The organism is Neisseria sp. KEM232 (assembly GCF_002237445.1).
GTDB lineage: Bacteria > Pseudomonadota > Gammaproteobacteria > Burkholderiales > Neisseriaceae > Neisseria.
Genome location: NZ_CP022527.1, coordinates 665525 through 684460 on the forward strand (window position 1 = coordinate 665525; position 18936 = coordinate 684460).

Genomic DNA, 18936 nt, shown 5'->3' on the forward strand with positions numbered 1-18936 from the left:
GACGCCCAACTATCTATTATTAAACCAGCCGCTATACATAAAAGAGGCCGTCTGAAAAACAGTTTTCCACTCCGGTGGCGCATTGTTTTCAGACGACCTCAGCCCGTTTGCAGGCATACATAAAAGATGTTTAAGCGCCTTTGCCTGCCAAGACGCGTGCCACGGTGTCGACCACGGCCTGCGTCTGCGGGTCGATTTCCAGATTGATTTCGTCGCCTTCCTGCCGCGTGCCGAAGAGGGTGCGTTGCAGGGTTTCGGGAATCAGGTGGACGTTGAATTCCGTGTCGGACACTTGGCCGACGGTGAGGCTGCATCCGTCGAGTCCGACAAAGCCTTTGGGTAGGATGTAGGGGCGCAGCGCGGCGGGCAGGGCAAACCAAACAGTGGTGTTGAGACCGTTGCGTTCGATGCGGGTGACGGTGGTGGTGGCGGTGATGTGGCCGCTCATCAGGTGGCCGCCGATTTCGTCGCCGAAGCGGGCGGCGCGTTCGAGGTTGACCGCGTCGCCTTCTTTCAGACGGCCTAGGTTGGTTTTGGCCAGCGTTTCGCCCATCAGGTCGAACTTTGCCAGCCGTCCGCCGGTTTCGGTGATGGTGAGGCAGCAGCCGTTGTGGGCGACGGACGCGCCCGGTTGCAGGCCGTGCGCCATGTGTTCGGGCAGCTCGACGGTGTGGGTGCGGAAGTCGGCGGCGGGCTGCTCGACGGAAACGATGCGGCCGATGCCTTGTACGATGCCTGTAAACATAATCGTCTTTCGGGAGGGGTTGCGGAAGAGGGAAGGCCGTCTGAAACGGAAAACGGGCTTTCAGACGGCCTGTTGTGTCGTGAAGATGCCTGAGGCCGTTCCCGCCTTCGCGGGAATGATGTTTTTGAAAGTGCAGCTTTAACGTATTTAAGGCCGTCTGAAAGAGAGCAGCAGGTCGCGGAAGGCGTTGGGGTCTTTGATGAAGGTCATTTCGCCTTCCTGCGGGAAGTGGAAGTCGAGCAGGCGCGACACCCAGAAGCGGACGCAGCCGGCGCGCTGTGCCACGGGAAAGTAGGCGCGTTCCGCCGACGACAGGGGGCGCACGCTTTCGTAGCCGCGCATAAAGGCGTCGGCGAGGGCTGTGTCGAGGCGGTTGTCGGCGGTGCGTGCCCAGTCGTTGACGGCGATGGCGAGGTCGTACATGAAATTGCCGTCGCAGGCGTAATAGAAGTCGATGAAACCGGCCACGCCGTTGCCGTCTAGCAGAACATTGTCTTTGAACAGGTCGGCGTGGATGATGCCGCGCGGCAGGCCAGTATCGGGGTGCGCGTCGAGATAGGCGATTTCGTCGGCCAGTAGTTCTGCGTCTTCTTCGTTCAATACGGGATATAGCTTATTGGCCGATTCGCGCCACCAAGTGCTGTAACGCGGGTTGTCCATGTGCATGGGGAAGCTTTGCCCGGCCAGGTGCATTTTCGCCAGCATGGCTCCGGTGTTGAAGCATTGTTCCACCGTCGGCCAGCTTGTGTCCGCACCGTTTAAGCAGGTGACGAGGCAGGCCGGTTTGCCCGCCAGCACGGAATCGAAACGCCCGTCTTTGCGCGGCACGGGCGCGGGGCAGGCAACGCCGCTGCCGCTCAAATGCTGTTTCAGCAACAGGAAAAACGGCAGCTCGTGCTGCTGCAAAACCTCGAAAACCGTCAGAACGTAGCGGCCGGCGGAAGTGGTGAGAAAATAATTGCTGTTGGTCACGCCTTGGGCGATGCCGGTCAGCGAAACGAAAGCGCCCAAATCGTAGTCGGCCAGAAATGCGCGCATTTCGTCGTCGGAAACGCTGGTGTAAACGGACATGGTTACTTAACTGCCTGAATGTGGTTTCAAATGGAAATAACGTCGGAAAAAACGGACGAATCATACTGAAAAAAACATGGCGGTGCGATATGCAAATCAGGCGGCCAAAACAGGTTTCGGATAAGGCGCAGTGTGTGCAGGTGATTTGTAAAAACAAAATTTCTTTTCCGTTCATTGATATGACGATTTTGCATTGTTTTTTTCTGTTTTCCCTGCTTGTCGATACGTTCCGAATTGCCGCCTTTGGTGCGGTGTTGCAGCGAACCTGTTTCCTTTTTGAGGGCAATCCATTGGTAAAGGGTTCGGTTGGTAATGCGGAAGGTGCGTGCGGTTTGGCTGATGTTGCCGTGCTGTTCGTAGTGGTCTAATGCTTTTTGACGGAAATCGATAGAGTAGGCCATAAAACGGGAACGGGTAAGGTGTGGAGTTAAGGGAGAGAATTATATAATTTTTGTTTTGGTTAACTATACAGATTCCGTAAAGCTGTAACCAAACACCAGCATCAACAGGTCAAAGCCGCTGCCGCCTTCGGGGGCGCATTGGTTGCAGATGTAGCCGCCGCCGTGTTTGTGGTCGGTGTAGCGGAATCGGTCTTTGCCGCCGCAATGCGGGCAGGGCTGGTGTTTGCGGGTGTTTAAGAGTTTGGCGGGGATGCCTAGGGCGGCATGGATTTCAGGCCAGCGGCCATAGGCGGCGTTCTTGATTTCGGTCAAATCGGGTTTCATGGTTTCCCTCCTTGCAGTGCTGGAATCGGCTCTATTTAAACGGTTTAAAATCAACGTGTTATGCGTTTGCTACAGATGCAGGAAGCCCGCGCCGTCTGAATCGTCAGGGCGCGGGGATGGGGTTAGTTTTGAATGTATCCCGCAAGCTCGGATGATAAATCGAACGATTCAAGGTTTTCCGCATGGGGGACTAGGGTTTGAATGACTGCTGCAAGGCGTGCCGTGCTTCCGCTCGCACTTATGGGGGCGTTGCGGACGGAATGGGCGGCCATGTTGTCGCAAATGGTGTCGATGATTGCGCCCGTGTTGGCGATAAACTCGCCGCCGAAGTACAGCGCGTCCATGATGCGGTTTGCCAAGTCTAAAGGGATGGTTACGGTTTCTTGCGCGGTCTGCGCGGGGATGTTGTTTTGATTTGCCATAATGGCGTCCTTTCGATTTAGAGATTTAAGAAGCCCGAATAGGGGGCGGTGCTCTCTCTGGTCGAAAAGTCCAGCCTGCGCCTTGCGGTTGGCAGACACCGCCATAACTTGAGATAGGCCGTCTGAAAAACGGACTATGGGAATTGATGGCGTGAAAAAACGGCGTGTTACCCGTGCCGTTTAGGGTTTTCGATTTAGAGAACAGCCCTATTTTGCTTCCCTAGGCTCAATCTGTCAATGGGTTTCGGGCGGCTTTTGCCGTCAAAATTCGGGGCTGCTTGCAGGTGCTTTATTTGTCATCAAAAGCCGTTTTTGGCTTTTGTCATCTCGCAATCTCTGCGGGGGTTTGTCAAGCTTCGGACTTTTGCAGCACTTCGCCGAAAGGTTCGATGATTTCGGCCAGAGCGGCGGCGTGCTGCGGATAACGTTCCACTGTAAAGTCCGTCAGCAGTTGCAGGGTATGCACGGACTGCGCCAGGGCGGAAGCCTGCGGCATCATCCGCTTGTTGGCGGCTACGGTTTTGGCCAGCGCGTCGGCCAGCGTCGCCAGCACTTCGGCGCGTTTGACGGCGGGTGTCTGTGTATCGGCGTACAGCTCTTCCGCCGTCTGCGCGTAAATATTCGTCATGCGGCGGACGATGTCTTGCGTAACGGTTTCCACGTCTTCCAAGGCGCAGACTGCCCGCAGTCTGTTCCAGTCGTCGCCCGCCGCTTTGGCCTCGGCCTTCCATGCGTAGGCGGTTCGCAGGCATATCCCGCAGTCTGCCGCCGCCGTTTCCATGTTTGCACCGTTGATGTAGGCGTTGCGCAGGGCTTGGCGTGTCGTTTCGTGATGCATGGTTTGTCCTTTCATTCGTTGCGCTTGAGGATGTTGAAGATTGCCCGCTGGTTCAATCCGTAGCGGCGGGCAAGGGCGGCGGCGGTCATGCCCGAACCTTCCGCCATATCGTAGGCGGCGCGGATTTCACGGTTGCGCAGCACTTTCCGCGCCTTGCGGCAGGCCGGTATGGCAATGTTGCGCTGTTGGCCGTAGGCGGCAAGGCGCAGGGCGGCGGCTTCACCGACAAGGGCGGTAATACGGGCGTTGCGCCGCCTGCCTTGTACCGTTGCACCTTTGGCAACGGGGAATTGTTCGCCGCCATGCTCGGACACCAGCAGCAGGGCGGTTTGCGTACCGGCCACGGTTTCCAGTTGCAGGAAGGTATCGGGCAGGTAGGGGCGGACAGTCGGCAGGTTTTCGGGGGTGAGTTTGGGCAGTTTCATGTTTTCCAATCCGAAAAGGTTAGGGGGTGTTTGCTGTTGTTTTATGCCATATCGTTGCTTAAAAACGATATTTCACGCAATAAAACAGCAATAATTACAGTTATGCCAGCGTATAAACGCCGCGCTTGACGGTTTTGCCGTGCTTGTTCTCATGGGCGGTCATGGTGCAGACAACGGGGAAGCCTGCCGCCCTGATTTCGTTGATGCGGGATGTGAAGCCCATAATGCCCATCTGCGCGGCCTGATAGTGGGTAAGGCTCTTGCCGCTTTGCAGGATGGCGAGGATTTCGGCGTTTTGGCTGTTGGGTTTGAAGGGGTGGGCTGCGGGTTTCATGCGTTTTCCTTTCCGCAGGCGGCAAACACAAAGGGCAGTTCGCTTTGCAGGGCGGCGCGCGCCATGTCGTTGCGCTGTTTTTCCAGTTTGCGGACATACAGGCTTTTGCCTGCGATGCTGCCCCGCTCGAACGATGCCGCATCCTCCGCTTCCAGCTCTGCCAGTTCGCGGCGGATTTCATCCCGCCTTGCTATGCCTGTCGTCCAGTAGCTCCACAAAGCGGCTTCACTTTCGGCCTGATAGCGTTCCACGTCGGCACGAATAGCGGGATTGACCTTGCGCGGGTTGATGGTCAGCAGCCATGCGGTCAGCTTGTCCAACGGCAGGCAAAGCATTTCGCGTTGTTTTCCGTCTAGGGCAACCGTGGGCATAATGACCACGGTTGAGGCAAAGCGGTTTTTGAGTTTGCGCTCTTGTGTTTTCCAGTCTATGCCCATGCCGTCCGCAATCGGGCGCATGGCAACGTAAGGCCTGCCGTCGGCATCAATCAGGCAAAGGGGCTTACTGTGGAAGGGGATGTTGATTAGGGTGTTCATGCCTTACCCTCCGCCTGTTGTTGCAGCCATGTTTTCACTTCGCCCGCCACGTAGAAGCGGCATTTTGTGCCGGTGATTTGGCGGCTTTGGGGAAACAGTCCCCGCGCTTCCAGTCTGCGGATTTGCGATGCGGAAAGGCGGGTAATGCCCTTGCGTTTGCGGGCGGCGCTGGTTTCCAAGTCGGCGATAGTCAGTTGCGCGTTATCGGGCAGGTTGTTCAGATTGGTTTGCATGGTTGTCCTTTCGTTTCGGTTATGCGCTTGGTTGCGCTGGTGTTACGACGGACAAAAGAATAGCCGCCCGTTTGGGGCGGCTTCATTTTAAATAAGGTAGATTTTCCCCTATTTAGGGTCTTTCAAATATTGATTAGCCAAAGAAAAAACGTTGTCTAGATTGCTGCCTGATATTCCTGTGTAACCGTCATAGTGTTTCAACAGGTAGGCTTTCAGCTCTGTTTGACTCTTAAATCTGTGTTCAGATAACAAAGTACCAAGCAATGCGCCGATAATATTCATATTTGCAGTAACCGATTTTCCTGAATTGATGATGTTATTCAAATTATTTTTTAAAACGGCATTTTCAGATTCAAGCCGTTTATTTACCGCTATGAGTGCTTCCCCATCGGGGGAATCCCCCCTATTTAGAGTGGGGACATTCCCTAAAAATAGGCCATAGCGTTTGCAAAATTCAAAGAATTTGTCTTTTTTCCAGTAAACGGCAAAATCATTGTCTACGCCAAAATCCCAATAGGTACAACAGTTAGTTTCAATCAGATGTTGTACAAACCTCGCTGTTTCTTCGCTTTGTGCCACGGGGGTGCTAGTAAACACTCCCTTATCAGCATTTGTAAAAAAGGAATTAGCAAAATTTCTTGCCTCTATATCTAGCTCTATTGGTTCGATTTTTTTGTATATCCCTGTATCTTCATACTGGTAATACGAAAAATCGCAAAATTCGATATGAAAAAACAGACTTGCTAAAAATCTACCTATTTCCCTGATTTCTTCCTGCGTGTCTTTTGCTATCAATTCAACTGCTTCACGGCAGTGGATATACTCATCATCATGCCTGACGGATTTCATAATACTTTGCAATTTACTCATTTCAGACGGCCTCAAACACCGGCGGCAAGCGTTTTGACTGCCGCAATCAAATTTTCATCAAATCTTTATCATTCAGGCTGTTTCAGACGGCCTCTATTCGATATTCTCAACAATCCAAGTATGTAACAGCGGGCTGCCGACAATCAGGCGGCCTTGCGCGTCCGTGCTTATCCATTCCCGCCGCTTCATGCGCTTGATGGCGCTTTGCACGCTGCTTGTGCCGATGTCGTCCACGCCAAGTAGGGTGGCATAGCGGCGGCGGGATTCCCTGCCGTAGGGGCTTGCGCCGCCTGCGGCAATGTCTTTGATGATTGCCCTTTCCAGCGGCTTCATCTGCGCCCACTGCCCTGCCTCGGCCTGTACGCTGCCGATTTCGGCCATGCGGTAGGCGGCGGCTTCTTCAAGGTTTAGGGCGGGGTTCAAAATCATGTCTTGGATGATTGCCCGCAGATACATGGGCGTATGGTACAGGCGCTCAAACAGGGCATACAGGGCGGCGCGGTCGATGTAGTTTCCGGTGCGGTCTTGGTAGACGCCTGCGAGAAAATCGGTAAATTCCCGCCCCAATAAAGGGAAGTCCAGCGCGTGGGCGAAGTGGAAGAAAGGGGCTTTGTTGTCGTTGAACATTGCCCGCAGGCCGTTGGTGCTGCTTCCCGTGAAGATGGTTTTGACGCGGTCTTTGTGGATGTCCATGCCGGTGCGCAGGGATTTAATCAGGTTGCCGGTGTCTTTGCTGCGGGCAAGTTCCTGTACTTCGTCCAGCAGCAGCAGGGCGGGGCGGTTGTCGGCGGCTGCCGCGCCGATGATTTCGGACAGGCGCGGCATGGTTTCGGTGGCGGTTTCCCTCTCGATGCCGAAGCCCATTGCTTCAATCTTGCTGATGCTGCCGATAAAGGTTTTGGCTTTGTCTGTGGCGCGGATGCTGCGGACAAAATCATGTAAGGCCGTCTGAAAATCGGCGGCGGGGGCGGCGGCGTCCATAAACGAGAAGTAAAAGACGTTGAAACCCTGCCGCTGCGCTTCGGGGGCGGCGTCTTGCAGCAGGAATTGCGTTTTTCCCATGCGGCGCGGAGCAAACAGGGTAAAGGCGTGCGTGATGCCGTCTTTCAGGCTGTTTACCAGTTTTGCCGCATATTCGGGGCGGTGGAAGTATAAGGGGTCTTTCATGTGTGCTGCCGTGTGCTGGTGTATGCGGCATTATACGCAATCGGACATGAAATGCATAATCGGACAGGGTGCGGCTGATGATGGCTGACAGATAAAAAACCGCCTTTCGGGGCGGTTTTCCTGTTGGCGGCTTAGGGGTTGCCGTCTAAATGCCGATTGCGGGCGCGTGGCGACGTTTTTAGGGCTGTTTGTGATGCGGGTAATGTAGATAGCTGTCAGGCGGGAAATCCCCGCATTTTGTAAAATGGGCGCATTTGCGGCGGTTTGCCTTTTTCAGGTGCTTGAAAAGCAGGCCGCAAACAAAAGTGTAACCACTGTAACCACAGTGTAACCACATAAATCAAGCTATGTGGTTACGCGCAAACCCGCATGAATAAAGGCTTTGCGGAGGGGTGTAACCACGTAACCACATAAAACGCATTTTCTCGCGCGTATAGCGTTTTTTTCATGGCCGCAAAAAACGCCCTCACGGGGCAGGCGTTTGGTTTCATGTCGGCGTGTCGGCTTGTTTCAGGTTGTCCAAATAGTCCGCCCATTCCTGCATCATGGCCGCCCGCTGCGGCAGATATTCCGCCTTGTTGTAGCTTGCCCGCGTTTGGTTCGGGTCTTTGTGGGCAAGCTGCCGTTCTATCCAATCGCGGTTAAATTCCATCTCGTTCAGCCGCGTGCTGGCAATATGGCGGAAGCCGTGGGCGGTCTGCCTGCCCTTGTAGCCCATGCGCTCCAAAGCCTTGCGAACAGCTCCTTCGCTCAACACCCGCCCGCTGCGGGCAAACACAAATTCATAATGCCCCGAAACGGGGCGCATGGCCTCGATAACGGCCACGGCCTGCCTGCTCAACGGCACGACAAAATCCAGCCCGTTTTTCATGGTTTCGCCGCTTTTCTCCCAAACGGCGCGGGACAAGTCCAGTTCCGCCCATCTCATCAAACGCAATTCAGACGGCCTCACAAACACCAGCGGGGACAGTTTCAGCAATGCGCAAACCTGCGGACTGCCCGCGTAACAGTCAATGTCCAGCAGCAGGGTTTTTAGCTCGGCAGGGTCGGACAGGTGGGCAAAGCTCCGCTGTTTCACCTGTGCCAGCTCACCCCGCAGCTCGGAAGCGGGGTTGTACAGGGCAAGGCGCAGCCGCACGGCATAGGCAAACACCTGATTCACTACGTCATACACCTTGCGGGCGGTGTCGTTCTTGCCCGCCGTTTCCAGCTTTTGCAGCAGCTCCAACACTTCAAGCGGCATGATGTCGGCCACGGTACGCCCGCCGATAGCCGGGAAAATGTGCAGCTCCAAACTGCGCAAAACGCGGGAAGCGTGTGCCGGTGTCCACTTGTCAGGCTTGGCGCATTGGTCGGCGTGCCAGCGGCGGGCAAGGGCTTCAAAACAGCCGAAAGCCTGATTACGTTCCCGCAAGGCCTCATCCTGTGCGTGCCGCTTCGGGTCTATGCCCTGTTCCAGCAGACGGCGGACTTCTTCCCGCCGCTCCCGTGCAGCACGCAAGCCCAAAGCGGGATAGACGCCAAGCCGCATTTCTTCCCGTTTGCCCGTCTGCGGATGGTAGTAGCGCAGCCGCCAATACTTCCCGCCCCTGCCCGCCTGTAATGTCAGCCCGCCGCCGTCGGAAAGCTGTGCCGTGCCGCTTTCGGGGATGGCAAGGCTTCTACACTGGGAATCGGTCAGCGGGGTAACGGCTTTCGGCATTTTGGGGTAACTTTGGGTGAATTTATGGGGTAACTTTGAAAGACTGATAAAACCTTGTAGAACATTACTCTACGAAGGTTTTAAAAATTTATGGGGTAACTTTCTACGGAAAATAGGTTAAAAAACAGGCAGATTTTAGGGTGGTTTCGGGGTGTTTTTTGAAAAGTTACCCCAAAAGTTACCCCATAAATCGCGGATACACAAGCACACACCAGCGCACAGTAGGCAATAAAAAACCGCTAAGTCATTGTTTAGTTAGCGGTTTTTGTTACCCTAGCATACGCCAGAATACTAAGTTTTGGTGGAGGCGGGGGGAATTGAACCCCCGTCCGAAAGTCCTCTACAAAGCGTTCTACATACTTAGTCGTGTTTATTTGGAATCTCGCTTCCATTCCGCCAACCGACAGGCTGTTTGGAAGCCAGTTACCTTAAATCTTATTCCCTGCCAAGTAACCCGACAGGAAACCAGTCAATGTAAGATGACGTTGCGGCGGGTTGCCCCGCACAGCCCATTGACTAACTGCTGCAACGGCAGGCCTTAGGCGGCCAGTGCGTAAGTTTCGTCGTTTGCGACTATTTGTGTTCAGTGTTTTACGGGAAATCTGAGACCCCGGTATGCCCGCATCTGCTTCGCAACCCCCGTCGAAACCAAGATCGCCCCCAGATAGGAAGGGCGGATTATACAGGGGTTCGGCCGAAATTGCCATGAGTGGGAAAAGGCCGTCTGAAAGCGCCCGGCGGGGTTTTCAGACGGCCTCTGTCTGCCTGCAAAGGGTTTACATGCGCTCGATCATCGCTTTGCCGAAGGCCGAGCAGGAGATTTCGTTGGCGCCGTCCATCAGGCGGGCGAAATCGTAGGTAACCTGTTTGTCGCCGATAGCTTTTTCCATCGCGCTGATCACGAGGTCGGCGGCTTCTTTCCAGCCCAAGTGGCGCAGCATCATTTCGGCCGACAGAATCAGCGAACCGGGGTTCACTTTGTCTTGTCCGGCGTATTTGGGCGCGGTGCCGTGGGTGGCTTCGAAGATGGCGTATTGGTCGGAAATATTGGCGCCCGGGGCGATGCCGATGCCGCCGACCTGTGCGGCCAGCGCGTCGGAGATGTAGTCGCCGTTGAGGTTCAAAGTTGCGATGACGCTGTATTCGGCGGGGCGCAGCAGGATTTGCTGCAGGAAGGCGTCGGCAATGGCGTCTTTAATGATGATTTCTTTGCCGGTTTTCGGGTTTTTGAAGGAGCACCACGGGCCGCCGTCGATGGGCTGGGCGCCGAATTCTTTCTGCGCCAGCTCGTAGCCCCAGTCGCGGAAGCCGCCTTCGGTGAACTTCATGATGTTGCCTTTGTGCACGAGGGTGACGCTGGGTTTGTCGTTGTCGATGGCGTATTGGATGGCGGCGCGCACGAGACGCTGCGTGCCTTGTTTGGAAACGGGTTTGATGCCGATGCCGGAGGTTTCGGGGAAGCGGATTTTTTTCACGCCCATTTCATTTTGCAGGAAGGAGACGACTTTTTTGCAGTTGTCGCTTTCGGCTTCCCATTCGATGCCGGCGTAGATGTCTTCGGTGTTTTCGCGGAAGATGACCATGTCGGTTTTGGACGGGTCTTTCAGCGGCGAGGGCACGCCGTTGAAGTAGCGCACGGGGCGCACGCATTGGTAAAGGTCGAGCTCCTGGCGCAGGGCGACGTTGAGCGAGCGGATGCCGCCGCCGACGGGGGTGGTCATCGGGCCTTTGATGGATACGGCGTATTCTTTCAGGGCTTCGAGGGTTTCTTCGGGCAGCCAGACGTTGTCGCCGTAGACTTTGGTGGCTTTTTCGCCGGCGTAGACTTCCATCCAGTGGATTTTTTTCTCGCCACCATAAGCCTTGGCTACGGCCGCGTCGATTACGTCGATCATCACGGGGGTAATGTCGACGCCGATGCCGTCGCCTTCGATGAAGGGGATAATCGGGTTGTTGGGAACGGGTTGTCCGGCAACGATTTTTTTGCCTTCGGCGGGTACTTTGATATGACTCATGGTGTCTCCTGAAACTTTAGGTTGATCGTCTTCTTTTGTTGACACGTCCTGGCGGACGCAGCCGCGCGATTATGCTTGATTTTGTAAATTTTCGCTAGGGCGTCGTTTGTTTGCGTCTATTCCGCGCGTACAATTGCGGCCGTCTGAAACGATAGTGAATCAAAATGGAAAAGATACAAGGCAGCAAGCCGCAGACAGTACAGGTGGTACGACAAGGCGTAGCAACGCCGTAGATTTTTTATTTTGATTCACTAATTTGTGTAAAGAAGGGTTATGGACAATCTGATTGCATTCAACAAGCCCTGCGGCGTGATCTGCCAGTTTTCCGCGCACGAAAAACACCGTAGTTTGAAAGACTTTATCGACGCGCCCGGCTTTTATCCGACGGGGCGGCTGGATACCGACAGCGAGGGGCTGCTGCTGCTCACCAACGACGGCCGTTTGCAGGCGCGGATTGCCGAGCCGAGGTTCAAGCTGGAAAAAACCTATTGGGCGCAGCTCGAAGGCAGCGCGGATGCGGACAAACTGGCCGCGTTTTCCCGACCGATGGATTTGGGGGATTTTACGGCGCGTCCGGCGAAAGTCCGTTTGTTGGCCGCGACGGAAACAGGCAGGCTGTGGCCGCGTGTGCCGCCGGTGCGCGTGCGTAAAACAGTGCCCGATTTTTGGCTGGAAATCCGTATTGCGGAAGGGAAAAACCGACAAGTGCGGCGGATGGCGGCGAAGGCGGGCTATCCCTGTTTGCGGCTGGTCCGGGTGGCGGTAGGCCGTCTGAATCTGTTTGACTGCGGCTTGGCTTTGGGCAAATGGCGGTTTGCGCCGCATCTGCCGTGATGGTCTGCAAACACGGGCAATACACGGGCAAAGGCCGTCTGAGAACAGGTTTTCAGACGGCCTCTGCCCTGTGAACGCAACGCAATCCAAGGATTAACGCTGCCGGGCTTTGAAACGGGGGTTGCTCTTGCAGATAACGTAGACCTTGCCTCTGCGGCGGACGATCTGGCAGTCGCGGTGGCGGGCTTTGGCTGTTTTCAGTGAGGATAAAACCTGCATTATTTGTCCTTTCTCAATGCGCCCATCATGCTCTGATAGCGCTGCTGGAATTTGCTGGCACGGCCTTCGCTGCTGTATTCACGGCGTTTGCCGGTGTAGACGGGATGGGAGGCGGAGGAGGTATCGAGCATGAAGACGGGGTATTCCGCGCCGTCGTGCCACACCATGGTTTTGCCGTGCGTGTCGGCGCACGAGCGGATGAGCCAGCCTTCGTTCGCGCCGCTGTCGAAAAAGAGCACGGTGCGGTAGTTGTCGGGATGGATGCCTGTTTTCATTTTTTTTGCTACGCTCCTTCGTTGTTATGTCGTAACATAATAAGACGGAAAAAATGTTATGGCAAGCGCCTTTACGTTTTTATAGTGAGCCAAAATAAAAATATACGGCGTTGCTGCGTTTTGCCGTATTACTCATACTGTCTGCGGCTTGCTGCCTTGTATCTTTTTTATTTTGGCTCACTATAGAAAAAGAAAAACGGTGCTTTTGCCGGTTGCGGGCAGGCAAAACAAAGGCCGTCTGAAAGCCGAAAAGCGGTTTTCAGACGGCCTTTGTGCTGCGGCATCCTTTAGCTTTTTTCGCCTGCCGCGTCGTCCAGCGATTTGAGCCATGCGAGTTTTTCGCCGATTTTGATTTCCAGCCCGCGCGGTACGGGTTGGTAGAAATCGGGCTCGGTGAGGCTGTCGGGCATATAGCTTTCGCCGGCGGCGTAGGCGTGCGGCTCGTCGTGGGCGTAGCGGTATTCGCGGCCGTAGCCGAGTTCTTTCATCAGTTTGGTAGGCGCGTTGCGAAGATGCACGGGTACTTCGTCGCTGGCGTTTTCTTTCACAAAGCGGCGCATTTGGTTATACGCCGTATAGCCTGCGTTGGATTTGGCGGCGGCGGCCAGATACAGCACGGCCTGCGCCAAAGCCAGTTCGCCCTCGGGCGAGCCGAGCCGCTCGTAAGTGGCGGCGGCATCGTTGGCAATCTGCATGGCGCGGGGGTCGGCGAGGCCGATGTCCTCCCAAGCCATGCGGACGATGCGGCGGGCGAGGTAGCGCGGGTCGGTGCCGCCGTCGAGCATTCGGCAAAACCAATACAGCGCGGCATTGGGGTGCGAGCCGCGCACGGATTTGTGCAGGGCGGAGATTTGGTTGTAAAAGCTTTCGCCGCCTTTGTCGAAGCGGCGGATTTGTGCGCCCAAGCTGTCGGCCAGAAAGGCGGCATCAAGCGTGTTCAGACGGCGTGTGGCGGCGGCGCGCAAGAGTTGTTCCAATAAATTCAACAATCTGCGTGCGTCGCCGTCGGCGGTGTTGATGAGCAGCTCCTGCGCGTCGGCCTCGATGGCAAAACCTTGATATTCGGGCAGGGCGAGCACTTTGGCGGCGAGCTTGGCCAAGTCGTCGGGCGAGAGTGCCTGCAACACATAAACTTGTGCGCGGCTGAGTAAGGCGGGGTTGACCTCGAAAGACGGGTTTTCGGTGGTTGCGCCGATAAAGGTTAAGAGGCCGCTTTCGACATAGGGTAAAAATGCGTCCTGCTGGGCTTTGTTGAAACGGTGTACCTCGTCGACAAACAAAATCGTCGCGCGACCTTGCTGAAGCGCGATTTCGGCTTTTTCCACCGCTTCGCGGATGTCTTTCACGCCGGAGAATACGGCCGACACGGGCAGAAACTGGGCGTTGAAACTCTGCGCCAGAATCCGCGCCAGCGTGGTTTTGCCCACGCCCGGCGGCCCCCAGAGCAGCATGGAATGCGGTTTGCCGCCTTCCACCGCCACGTGCAGCGGTTTGCCCTCGCCGATCAGGTGCTGCTGGCCGATGACGTCGGCAAGCGATTGCGGGCGCAGGCGTTCGGCAAGCGGGGCTTCGGGTTCGCGGGTGAATAAATCGGACATGGCGGGGCTTTCTTATCAATATGGCGGGATGGATTTCGGTCTTGCCGAAGCGGGGTTTTCACTTCGTTGAAGTTTCGCTTTCAGACGGCCTCAGAGCGGGGAAATTCGGGTTTGCACGGCAAAGCCGATCCCGGAGTTTCGACTTTTAAGAATCTGCGGGCGGTGTCGGAGGCGGCAAGATATGGCAAGCCGCAGGTTACTATGTAATCACGATGGGATAAAGCTCGAATGAAAAAAACCGAATCCCGTGCGGTACGGGATTCGGTTTTTGAAAGCCGTTGGATTTTACCTGCCGGGTTGGCGGGTTTGATATTCAGACGGCCTTTATTGCATCAACTGCCAAGCCTTATTTGGCGGATTTGCCGAAACCGAATACGGTTTTGGTTGCCTGCCATGCGAAGCAGCAGCCGCCGCCGATGAAGATCAGGTCGGACAGGGTGCGGATCCAGCGCAGGGTTTCCAGCAGATCCTGTTGCATGAAGTCTTCGCTGCGGGCATACCACAGGCCGTGGGTGATGCTGGCTGCGGCCTGAATGGCGCCGACGGGCAGCAGGCTGGTAGCGATCATGCCGACCAGGCCGCCGTTGATCATCCAGAAGCCCCATGTCATCAGGTTGTCGTTGAAATGGTCGTTCGGTTTCAGGTAGAGGGCGACGAGGAGGACGAAGCCCAGTGCCAGGAAGCCGTATACGCCGAACAGTGCCGCGTGGGCGTGTACCGCAGTGGTGTTCAGACCTTGGATGTAGAACAGGGAGATCGGGGGGTTGATCAGGAAGCCGAACACGCCTGCGCCGATCATGTTCCAGAAGGCCACGGCCACGAAGCACATCAGCGGCCAGCGCAGGCGTTTGGCCCACGGTGCGGCGTTTTGGTAAGACCAGTGTTCGTAGGCTTCGCGTCCCAGCAGGATCAGGGGCACGACTTCCAGCGCGGAGAAGCATGCGCCGATGGCCATGGAGGCGGAAGTGGAGCCGGAGAAGTAGAGGTGGTGCAGGGTGCCGGGCACGCCGCCGAGCATGAAGATGGCGGCTGCGGCCAGGGTGGCTGCGGTGGCGGTGTTGCGGCGCACGAAGCCCATGTTGTAGAAGATGAAGGCGAACGATGCGGTGGCGAACACTTCAAAGAAGCCTTCCACCCACAGGTGCACTACCCACCAACGCCAGTATTCCATGACGGCAATCGGGGTGTGCTCGCCGTAGAACAGGCCGGGCGCGTAGAACACGCCGACGCCGAACATGGAGGCTACGAAGATGGCCAGCAGGTTTTTGTCGGTGTTTTTCTCTTTAAACGCGCCGAATGTGCAGCGTACCATCAGGAAGAGCCACAGCAGCAGGCCGACCATCAGGAGAAGCTGCCAGAAACGACCCAAGTCGAGGAACTCGTAGCCTTGGTGGCCGAACCAGAAGTTCAGCTGTGAGGGCATGTTGTCGCTCAGGGCAAGGAAGTTGCCGCCGTAGGAACCGAGCACCACGATGAAGAGGGCGATGTACAGGAAATTGACGCCCGCACGTTGGAATTTCGGGTCTTTGCCGCCGTTGATGATCGGGGCAAGGAACAGGCCGGCGGTCAAAAAGCCGGTAGCGATCCAGAAAATGGCGGACTGAATGTGCCATGTGCGCGCCAATGCGTAGGGCAGCCATGCGGAGAAGTCGATGCCGTAGAATTCCTGGCCTTCAATGGTGTAGTGGGCTGTCAGGCCGCCGAGCAGGACTTGTGCGACAAACAGGGCGACAGTCAGGAAGACGTATTTGCCCAATGCTTTTTGCGAGGGAGTCAGCTCGAGTTTGGCCAGAGGATCTTCAGCGGGCGGCTGTACTTCTTCGTGTTTGGTCAGGAAGGAGTAGCCCCACAGCAACAGACCGATACCGCTGAGCAGTAATACGATACTGGTAAACGACCACATGTAGTTTTCAGTAGTCGGCACGTTGTTGATCAGGGGTTCGTGAGGCCAGTTGTTGGTGTAGGTGAAGTCCTTATCCGGACGGTTGGCCGAAGCCGACCATGCAGTCCAGAAGAAGAAGTTGGTCAGCTTTTTACGTGCTTCTTCACTAGGCAATGTATTGTTTTTCATTGCGAAGTTGTCGCGCGTTTTGATCATGGAAGGATCGTTGCCGTAAAGGGTGATGTAATACGGGGCAACCGCATCAATCGCTTTTTTACGGGTTTCGCTGATAACCACTTTGCCGTCTTCTTTCACACGGCTTTGGTTGCGGTATTCGTCAGCCAGCTGTGTGCGCAGAACGGACTGTTGGGATGCGTCCAGCTCTTCGTATTTCTTGCCGAATTGGTCTTGGGCGGTAAAATCCAACCAGGCAACCAGTTCGCGGTGCAGCCAGTCGGCAGTCCAGTCCGGAGCCTGATAGGCACCGTGACCCAGAATCGAGCCGACTTCCATGCCGCCGGTAGACTGCCAGGCAGACTGGCCGGCCAGAATGTCGTCTTTCGTCATGACGACCTGGCCGGAAGTGGTTACAACTTGCTCGGGATAGGGCGGAGCCTTTTTATAGACTTCCGCGCCCATGTAGCCGAGGATGGTAAAGCAGACAGCCAGTACTGCGAAAAGCAGATACCAAAGCTTCTTATACTGTCCCATGATTGAGCTCCTTGGGTGGTTGTGTTAAAAATTCATGAAATATGAATGTTAAAAATTGTAGCATGACTGAACGGGGAAATAAAGCCGGATGCCGTGCAACCGTATTTTTTCGGCAACACGGCGCAGGATGGGAAAACCGTTTATTTCCGTTTGAAAATCTTCCGTTGCAATTAAGCTGATTTTTCCGTAGTTTAAGGCACATTGCATTTTTGTTGGAATGGGTAAAGCAAGCGAAATAAAATGTTAATGCCGCTTATTTGATTTATATCAAATAGATGTTAAGGTGGGTAATCCATAATTGCCCCACGTAAATTGTGAACGTAACCCAGTAAAAGGAAAGTAACTATGAAACGCCAAACCCTAGCTGCTTTAATTGCCGCTGCATTTGCACTGGCAGCCTGTAACGACGACAAACAAGCTCCCGCTCAGCCTGCTAACGACAGCGCTCCTGCTGCGGCGCAAACTGCTTCCGCAACACCTGCCACTCCCGAGCAACAGAGTGCCGCCGAGGCCGATGTTCCCGTCGATCAGCTGCCGGTTATTGAAGCTGTGATGACACACGCTCCGGAAGCGCCTCCTCCCGTTAACCGCGATCATGCCGCTCTGGTTAAGGTGAAAATGGAAACCGTTGAAAAAACCATGAAAATGGCCGACGGCGTTGATTACACCTACTGGACATTCAACGGCGACGTTCCGGGTCAGATGATCCGTGTGCGCGAAGGCGATACCGTAGAAGTGGAATTCTCCAACAACCCAACTTCCACCGTTCCGCATAATGTCGACTTCCATGCCGCAACCGGCCAAGGCGGCGGCGCAGAAGCCTCCTTCACTGCTCCCGGCCGCACCTCCACCTTCCGTTGGAAAGCCAAGCAGGCTGGCCTGTATATTTACCACTGTGCCGTAGCTCCTGTCGGTATGCACATCGGTAACGGTATGTACGGCTTGGTATTGGTTGAACCGAAAGAAGGTCTGCCGAAAGTGGACAAAGAGTTCTACATTGTCCAAGGCGACTTCTACACCAAAGGCAAATACGGCGAACCCGGCCTGCAACCGTTCAGCATGGACAAAGCCATCCGCGAAGACGCAGACTATGTCGTATTTAACGGTCATGTAGGCGCGATTGCCGGCGACAAAGCCCTGAAAGCCAAAGTAGGCGACACCGTCCGTATGTTCGTCGGTAATGGCGGCCCGAACCTCGTTTCTTCCTTCCACGTTATCGGCGAGATCTTCGACAAAGTTTACGTCGAAGCGGGCAAACTGGTGAACGAAAACGTGCAGAGCACCCTGATTCCTGCCGGTGGCGCAGCTATCATCGAATTCAAAGTCGATACCACAGGCAGCTTCACCATCGTTGACCACTCCATCTTCCGTGCGTTCAACAAAGGTGCACTGGGTCAGCTGGTTGTCGAAGGCGAACACCAAGACAACATCATGACCAAAAAACTGAGCGACAACGCCTACCAGCCTGCTGGTGGCGAAGCACCTGCCGCATCCGCAGCAGCTTCCGCGCCTGCCGCTTCCGGCGCTTCTGCCGAAAGCAAATAAGGCTGACACATCCGGTCGGGCAACCGGCCGGATACAGACTCAAAGCGATACGAGGCATCCGTATTCTTGAATCAGGCCGTCTGAAAATATCCGCGAGGGTATCGACGAACGGATATTCAGGCATGCGGATGCCTTTTTTAACCGTAGATTAAGGGCAAAAATCCTGTCTGCCCGCAACCATTCCAACACCGCCGGACAATAACCGACAACAAACAACCGGCTGCCGAAACCGCAAAGGAACATATCATGAAATACACACAGCCGTTTGCCGCCACACTCTGCCTGCTGCTTGCTGCCTGCAACGGCGGGGAGAAACAGACCGCTGCTCCAACGCCTTCCGAACAACCGCCGGCAGCTTTGAAGCCGTCTGAAAACACGCAGGCGGCAGCATCGGAGCAGGCTTCTGCCGCACAAACAAGCGCCGAGGTCGAAGTGCCCGCGCACCTCAAAGCAGGCAAAGACATCTACGACAAACGCTGCAAAGCCTGCCACGGCATCGACGGCAAAGGCTCGAACGCCGCCCTGCCGCCGCTTGCCCAAGCCGACTATTTCGCCGGCGACAAAATGCAGCTTGTCGCCTCCATTACGCACGGCATACGCGGCAAAATCACCGTTAACGGCAAAGAATACGACGGAATCATGCCCTCCTTCCCCATGAAAGACGAAGAAGTGGCCGCCGTCTCCACCTATGTATTAAACTCGTTCGGCAACGGCGGCGGAGAAATCAGCGCCAACGAAGTTGCCGCCTACCGCAAAACAAAATAACCCGACAACCCATCCGAAGAGAGC

The 18936-nt window shown here is 55.4% G+C and carries 21 protein-coding genes and 1 other RNA gene; 3 read left to right on the top strand and 19 right to left on the bottom strand.

From position 1 onward, the window contains the following. Positions 1-130: 130 nt before the first annotated feature. The 15 genes from CGZ77_RS03310 to icd all read right to left on the bottom strand — a co-directional run bounded on the left by CGZ77_RS03310 (position 131) and on the right by icd (position 11083). Positions 131-745, bottom strand: a complete 615-nt coding sequence (locus CGZ77_RS03310; protein ID WP_009425859.1) for a riboflavin synthase — start codon at positions 743-745, stop codon at positions 131-133. Between the two features lie 147 nt (positions 746-892). Next, on the bottom strand, positions 893-1816 hold the full coding sequence (gene thrB / locus CGZ77_RS03315) for a homoserine kinase (RefSeq protein WP_009425861.1): 924 nt from the start codon (positions 1814-1816) through the stop codon (positions 893-895). 26 nt (positions 1817-1842) lie between these two features. Continuing rightward, on the bottom strand, positions 1843-2217 hold the full coding sequence (locus tag CGZ77_RS12425; RefSeq protein WP_232504855.1) for an IS630 transposase-related protein: 375 nt from the start codon (positions 2215-2217) through the stop codon (positions 1843-1845). 63 nt (positions 2218-2280) lie between these two features. Further along, the gene (locus CGZ77_RS03325; protein WP_009424900.1) at positions 2281-2541 is read right to left on the bottom strand and encodes a primase-helicase zinc-binding domain-containing protein; all 261 of its coding nucleotides are present in this window, start codon (positions 2539-2541) and stop codon (positions 2281-2283) included. 122 nt (positions 2542-2663) lie between these two features. Then, positions 2664-2963, bottom strand: a complete 300-nt coding sequence (locus CGZ77_RS03330) for a hypothetical protein (protein ID WP_036495418.1) — start codon at positions 2961-2963, stop codon at positions 2664-2666. A gap of 349 nt (positions 2964-3312) precedes the next feature. Next, complete coding sequence (locus tag CGZ77_RS03335) at positions 3313-3801, bottom strand: DUF1804 family protein (RefSeq protein WP_036495417.1); 489 nt, start codon at positions 3799-3801, stop codon at positions 3313-3315. An 11-nt stretch (positions 3802-3812) separates the two neighbouring features. Beyond that, a complete protein-coding gene (locus CGZ77_RS03340; protein WP_009424897.1) occupies positions 3813-4226 on the bottom strand; it encodes a Mor transcription activator family protein in 414 nt (137 codons plus the stop codon). A 100-nt stretch (positions 4227-4326) separates the two neighbouring features. Continuing rightward, the gene (locus CGZ77_RS03345; protein ID WP_009424896.1) at positions 4327-4560 is read right to left on the bottom strand and encodes a helix-turn-helix domain-containing protein; all 234 of its coding nucleotides are present in this window, start codon (positions 4558-4560) and stop codon (positions 4327-4329) included. Beyond that, complete coding sequence (locus tag CGZ77_RS03350) at positions 4557-5096, bottom strand: phage antirepressor N-terminal domain-containing protein (protein ID WP_009424895.1); 540 nt, start codon at positions 5094-5096, stop codon at positions 4557-4559. The genes CGZ77_RS03345 and CGZ77_RS03350 overlap by 4 nt, the downstream gene beginning before the upstream one ends. Then, positions 5093-5329 (bottom strand): AlpA family transcriptional regulator, encoded by a 237-nt coding sequence (locus CGZ77_RS03355; protein ID WP_009424894.1) that lies wholly within the window; start codon positions 5327-5329, stop codon positions 5093-5095. Before CGZ77_RS03355 ends, CGZ77_RS03350 begins: the two co-directional genes overlap by 4 nt. A gap of 108 nt (positions 5330-5437) precedes the next feature. Beyond that, complete coding sequence (locus CGZ77_RS03360) at positions 5438-6199, bottom strand: hypothetical protein (protein ID WP_009424893.1); 762 nt, start codon at positions 6197-6199, stop codon at positions 5438-5440. Between the two features lie 93 nt (positions 6200-6292). Next, positions 6293-7366 carry a hypothetical protein gene (locus CGZ77_RS03365; protein ID WP_009424892.1) on the bottom strand — a complete coding sequence of 358 codons (1074 nt, stop codon included), beginning with the start codon at positions 7364-7366 and terminating at the stop codon, positions 6293-6295. Positions 7367-7853: 487 nt separating this feature from the next. Next, positions 7854-9068, bottom strand: coding sequence for an integrase arm-type DNA-binding domain-containing protein (locus tag CGZ77_RS03370; RefSeq protein WP_009424889.1), 1215 nt, complete (start codon positions 9066-9068; stop codon positions 7854-7856). Positions 9069-9367: 299 nt separating this feature from the next. Next, positions 9368-9730: a transfer-messenger RNA gene (gene ssrA, locus CGZ77_RS03375) on the bottom strand. A 114-nt stretch (positions 9731-9844) separates the two neighbouring features. Next, the gene (gene icd / locus CGZ77_RS03380) at positions 9845-11083 is read right to left on the bottom strand and encodes an NADP-dependent isocitrate dehydrogenase (protein ID WP_009424888.1); all 1239 of its coding nucleotides are present in this window, start codon (positions 11081-11083) and stop codon (positions 9845-9847) included. Positions 11084-11356: 273 nt separating this feature from the next. Here icd and CGZ77_RS03385 point away from each other — a divergent pair, with 273 nt between their 5' ends. Continuing rightward, positions 11357-11917: a pseudouridine synthase gene (locus CGZ77_RS03385; RefSeq protein WP_009424887.1), complete on the top strand. Its 561-nt coding sequence runs from the start codon at positions 11357-11359 to the stop codon at positions 11915-11917. Positions 11918-12010: 93 nt separating this feature from the next. Here the strand turns inward: CGZ77_RS03385 and ykgO are convergent, their stop codons facing one another. The 4 genes from ykgO to CGZ77_RS03405 form a co-directional block, all read right to left on the bottom strand. Then, positions 12011-12136: a type B 50S ribosomal protein L36 gene (gene ykgO / locus CGZ77_RS03390; RefSeq protein WP_009424886.1), complete on the bottom strand. Its 126-nt coding sequence runs from the start codon at positions 12134-12136 to the stop codon at positions 12011-12013. After that, positions 12136-12411, bottom strand: a complete 276-nt coding sequence (locus tag CGZ77_RS03395; RefSeq protein WP_009424885.1) for a type B 50S ribosomal protein L31 — start codon at positions 12409-12411, stop codon at positions 12136-12138. Before CGZ77_RS03395 ends, ykgO begins: the two co-directional genes overlap by 1 nt. 287 nt (positions 12412-12698) lie before the next feature. Further along, positions 12699-14009, bottom strand: a complete 1311-nt coding sequence (locus CGZ77_RS03400; RefSeq protein WP_009424883.1) for a replication-associated recombination protein A — start codon at positions 14007-14009, stop codon at positions 12699-12701. Positions 14010-14355: 346 nt separating this feature from the next. Next, on the bottom strand, positions 14356-16602 hold the full coding sequence (locus CGZ77_RS03405; protein WP_094030941.1) for a nitric-oxide reductase large subunit: 2247 nt from the start codon (positions 16600-16602) through the stop codon (positions 14356-14358). A gap of 345 nt (positions 16603-16947) precedes the next feature. Between CGZ77_RS03405 and nirK the strand changes: the two genes are divergently transcribed. Next, entirely contained in the window at positions 16948-18147 is a 1200-nt protein-coding gene (gene nirK, locus CGZ77_RS03410) for a copper-containing nitrite reductase (RefSeq protein WP_009424879.1), read from the top strand. Positions 18148-18393: 246 nt separating this feature from the next. Further along, positions 18394-18912, top strand: a complete 519-nt coding sequence (locus tag CGZ77_RS03415) for a cytochrome c (RefSeq protein WP_009424877.1) — start codon at positions 18394-18396, stop codon at positions 18910-18912. Positions 18913-18936: the final 24 nt, after the last annotated feature.